The following is a 5315-nucleotide window of genomic DNA, read 5'->3' as shown; positions in this document are numbered from 1 at the left end:
TATTGTTTGCGTGCCTTTGCTTGGTCAAAGAAGTTATTAACAGCTATTTGAGTTGCTTTAATTTGTGCAGTTTAGCGTTTTATCTAACTAAATCAAGTTATTTGTCATGATTTGAACCACAACACCAACTGTTTGGGTGTTGTATAGTCAAGCCTCACGAGTAATTAGTATTGGTCAGCTTCATACGTCACCGTACTTCCACATCCAACCTATCAACGTTGTAGTCTTCAACGGCTCTTTAGAGGACATAAAGTCCTTGGGAAATCTAATCTTGAGGTAGGCTTCCCGCTTAGATGCTTTCAGCGGTTATCCCTTCCGAACATAGCTACCCGGCGATGCGACTGGCGTCACAACCGGTACACCAGAGGTTCGTCCACTCTGGTCCTCTCGTACTAGGAGCAGATCCTCTCAAATTTCCAACGCCCACGGTAGATAGGGACCGAACTGTCTCACGACGTTCTAAACCCAGCTCGCGTACCTCTTTAAATGGCGAACAGCCATACCCTTGGGACCTGCTTCAGCCCCAGGATGAGATGAGCCGACATCGAGGTGCCAAACACCGCCGTCGATATGAACTCTTGGGCGGTATCAGCCTGTTATCCCCAGAGTACCTTTTATCCGTTGAGCGATGGCCCTTCCATACAGAACCACCGGATCACTAAGACCTACTTTCGTACCTGCTCGACTTGTGGGTCTCGCAGTTAAGCGCGCTTTTGCCTTTATACTCTACGCGTGATTTCCGACCACGCTGAGCGCACCTTCGTACTCCTCCGTTACTCTTTAGGAGGAGACCGCCCCAGTCAAACTACCCACCAGACATGGTCCTCGCTCCAGATAATGGAGCAGAGTTAGAACCTCAATATTACCAGGGTGGTATTTCAAGGACGGCTCCATAGAAACTGGCGTTTCTACTTCAAAGCCTCCCACCTATCCTACACAAGTAAGATCAAAGTTCAATGTCAAGCTGCAGTAAAGGTTCACGGGGTCTTTCCGTCTAGCCGCGGGTACACCGCATCTTCACGGCGAATTCGATTTCACTGAGCCTCTGCTGGAGACAGCGCCGCCATCATTATGCCATTCGTGCAGGTCGGAACTTACCCGACAAGGAATTTCGCTACCTTAGGACCGTTATAGTTACGGCCGCCGTTTACTGGGGCTTCGATCAAGAGCTTCGCTTACGCTAACCCCATCAATTAACCTTCCAGCACCGGGCAGGCATCACACCCTATACGTCCACTTTCGTGTTTGCAGAGTGCTATGTTTTTAATAAACAGTTGCAGCGGCCTGGTTTCTGAGGCTGCCAGTAGCTCAAGGAGCAAGTCCTATCACCGCCGGCAGCGTACCTTCTCCCGAAGTTACGGTACCATTTTGCCTAGTTCCTTCAGCAGAGTTCTCTCAAGCGCTTTGGTCTACTCGACCTGACCACCTGTGTCGGTTTCGGGTACGATTCCTGTGTAACTGAAGCTTAGAGACTTTTCCTGGAAGTATGGTATCAGCCACTTCGCTAGTAAACTAGCTTGCTATCGATTCTCAGCATAGAGTACCCCGGATTTGCCTAAGATACATGCCTACAATCTTCCACCTGGACAACCAACGCCAGGCTGACTTAACCTTCTCCGTCCTCTCATCGCATTACACAGAAGTATTGGAATATTAACCAATTTCCCATCGACTACGCCTCTCGGCCTCGCCTTAGGGGTCGACTCACCCAGCCCCGATTAACGTTGGACTGGAACCCTTGGTCTTTCAGCGAACGGGTTTTTCACCCGTTTTATCGTTACTCACGTCAGCATTCGCACTTCTGATACCTCCAGCAGACTTCTCAATCCACCTTCATCGGCTTACAGAACGCTCCCCTACCACTTGCAATAAATTGCAAATCCGCAGCTTCGGTACATAGTTTTAGCCCCGTTACATCTTCCGCGCAGGCCGACTCGACTAGTGAGCTATTACGCTTTCTTTAAAGGGTGGCTGCTTCTAAGCCAACCTCCTAGCTGTCTATGCCTTCCCACATCGTTTCCCACTTAACTATGATTTAGGGACCTTAGCTGGCGGTCTGGATTGTTTTCCTCTTGACTACGGACGTTAGCACCCGCAGTCTGTCTCCCGGATAGTACTCATTGGTATTCGGAGTTTGCATCGGTTTGGTAAGTCGGGATGACCCCCTAGCCGAAACAGTGCTCTACCCCCAATGGTATTCGTCCGAGGCGCTACCTAAATAGCTTTCGGGGAGAACCAGCTATCACCAGGCTTGATTAGCCTTTCACCCCTATCCACAAGTCATCCCCTGGCTTTTCAACGACAGTGGGTTCGGTCCTCCAGTAAGTGTTACCTCACCTTCAACCTGCTCATGGATAGATCGCCTGGTTTCGGGTCTACACCCAGCAACTAAACGCCCTATTAAGACTCGATTTCTCTACGGCTCCCCTATTCGGTTAACCTTGCTACTGAATGTAAGTCGCTGACCCATTATACAAAAGGTACGCAGTCACCACACGAAGTGGCTCCCACTGCTTGTATGCATGCGGTTTCAGGATCTATTTCACTCCCCTCACAGGGGTTCTTTTCGCCTTTCCCTCACGGTACTGGTTCACTATCGGTCAGTCAGGAGTATTTAGCCTTGGAGGATGGTCCCCCCATATTCAGACAAGGTTTCACGTGCCCCGCCCTACTCGACATCATCATGTAAGCCCTTTCGTGTACAGGACTATCACCTACTATGGTTGCACTTCCCAGAGCATTCCACTAAAGCTTACATAACTTAATGGGCTTTTCCCCTTTCGCTCGCCGCTACTGAGGGAATCTCAATTGATTTCTTTTCCTACGGGTACTGAGATGTTTCACTTCCCCGCGTTTGCCTTGCAACACTATGTATTCATGTTGCAATACCTATCTTATGATAGGTGGGTTCCCCCATTCAGAAATCTCCGGATCACAGGATATTTGCCGCCTCCCCGGAGCTTTTCGCAGGCTATCACGTCTTTCATCGCCTCTGACTGCCAAGGCATCCACCACATGCACTTAATTACTTGACTATACAACCCCAAACAGTCGTTCGATCCTACAAGTAGATCGTTCAACATTACAGTTTGAAGTACTGTGTATCCAAACACTGTACAGCTTCAATTCAAATTCATATACCAAAACGCTTGATTCAGTTAATTTCGCTAGTTCTCATTTCAATCACTTCAACTCAATAACTTACGTTATCTCGTTTCCGCTCTTTCTATGAGTATGAACAAATTATTTCAACTCAAATATATGCTGTTAATGATTCACTACGTCTTCGTCAGATCGCAGTCAACTGTGATAAATCACAGAGCTTAATAATCAAGGCGTGCAGTATACACAGCTTTATTACTAAGCTCTATAAGCTATCAACTCGTTTGCTTACTACGTATTCGAATGAATACGTGGTGGAGACTAGGAGAGTCGAACTCCTGACCTCCTGCGTGCAAAGCAGGCGCTCTACCAACTAAGCTAAGTCCCCAGCTTATCATTTAGATCAATGTATCTTTCTTCTGTATGAATTGCTTCGTCAGTAGTGGTGGGTCTGACAAGACTTGAACTTGTGACCCCACGCTTATCAAGCGTGTGCTCTAACCAACTGAGCTACAGACCCTCAGATACACCGTCATGAAGAACAACTTGTTGTGGATTCTTACCAATCGTCAATCTTTCGTTAAGGAGGTGATCCAGCCGCAGGTTCCCCTACGGCTACCTTGTTACGACTTCACCCCAGTCATCGGCCACACCGTGGTAAGCGTCCTCCTTGCGGTTAGACTACCTACTTCTGGTGCAACAAACTCCCATGGTGTGACGGGCGGTGTGTACAAGGCCCGGGAACGTATTCACCGCGGCATTCTGATCCGCGATTACTAGCGATTCCGACTTCATGGAGTCGAGTTGCAGACTCCAATCCGGACTACGATCGGCTTTTTGAGATTAGCATCCTATCGCTAGGTAGCAACCCTTTGTACCGACCATTGTAGCACGTGTGTAGCCCTGGTCGTAAGGGCCATGATGACTTGACGTCGTCCCCGCCTTCCTCCAGTTTGTCACTGGCAGTATCCTTAAAGTTCCCGGCTTAACCCGCTGGCAAATAAGGAAAAGGGTTGCGCTCGTTGCGGGACTTAACCCAACATCTCACGACACGAGCTGACGACAGCCATGCAGCACCTGTATGTAAGTTCCCGAAGGCACCAATCCATCTCTGGAAAGTTCTTACTATGTCAAGACCAGGTAAGGTTCTTCGCGTTGCATCGAATTAAACCACATGCTCCACCGCTTGTGCGGGCCCCCGTCAATTCATTTGAGTTTTAGTCTTGCGACCGTACTCCCCAGGCGGTCTACTTATCGCGTTAGCTGCGCCACTAAAGCCTCAAAGGCCCCAACGGCTAGTAGACATCGTTTACGGCATGGACTACCAGGGTATCTAATCCTGTTTGCTCCCCATGCTTTCGTACCTCAGCGTCAGTATTAGGCCAGATGGCTGCCTTCGCCATCGGTATTCCTCCAGATCTCTACGCATTTCACCGCTACACCTGGAATTCTACCATCCTCTCCCATACTCTAGCTTCCCAGTATCGAATGCAATTCCCAAGTTAAGCTCGGGGATTTCACATCCGACTTAAAAAGCCGCCTACGCACGCTTTACGCCCAGTAAATCCGATTAACGCTCGCACCCTCTGTATTACCGCGGCTGCTGGCACAGAGTTAGCCGGTGCTTATTCTGCGAGTAACGTCCACTATCCAAGAGTATTAATCTTAGTAGCCTCCTCCTCGCTTAAAGTGCTTTACAACCAAAAGGCCTTCTTCACACACGCGGCATGGCTGGATCAGGCTTCCGCCCATTGTCCAATATTCCCCACTGCTGCCTCCCGTAGGAGTCTGGGCCGTGTCTCAGTCCCAGTGTGGCGGATCATCCTCTCAGACCCGCTACAGATCGTCGCCTTGGTAGGCCTTTACCCCACCAACTAGCTAATCCGACTTAGGCTCATCTATTAGCGCAAGGCCCGAAGGTCCCCTGCTTTCTCCCGTAGGACGTATGCGGTATTAGCATCCCTTTCGAGATGTTGTCCCCCACTAATAGGCAGATTCCTAAGCATTACTCACCCGTCCGCCGCTAGGTCCAGTAGCAAGCTACCTTCCCCCGCTCGACTTGCATGTGTTAAGCCTGCCGCCAGCGTTCAATCTGAGCCATGATCAAACTCTTCAGTTTAAAATCAATAGTACCTAAAGGGTACCAATCTTGGCTCATCAATTACTGACAAAAAATTTGCTCAAATAAACTTCGAGAAATTTCTACCAATTAT

General features: G+C 49.1%; 2 tRNA genes and 2 rRNA genes. All 4 read right to left on the bottom strand.

Annotation, left to right across the window (positions count from 1 at the left end):
* Positions 1–143: 143 nt before the first annotated feature.
* Positions 144–3035 (bottom strand): 23S ribosomal RNA (locus AC1M87_RS14660).
* A 379-nt stretch (positions 3036–3414) separates the two neighbouring features.
* A tRNA-Ala gene (locus tag AC1M87_RS14655) sits at positions 3415–3490 on the bottom strand.
* A gap of 55 nt (positions 3491–3545) precedes the next feature.
* A tRNA-Ile gene (locus AC1M87_RS14650) sits at positions 3546–3622 on the bottom strand.
* A 61-nt stretch (positions 3623–3683) separates the two neighbouring features.
* Positions 3684–5221: ribosomal RNA gene (locus tag AC1M87_RS14645) — 16S ribosomal RNA — on the bottom strand.
* Together the 16S and 23S rRNA genes with 2 tRNA genes alongside form the textbook arrangement of a ribosomal RNA operon.
* Positions 5222–5315: the final 94 nt, after the last annotated feature.

This window comes from Acinetobacter sp. 24-47-62, from assembly GCF_056779765.1.
Note: the sequence above shows the minus strand (reverse complement) of the source record. Positions and strands in the feature narration are given on the sequence as shown.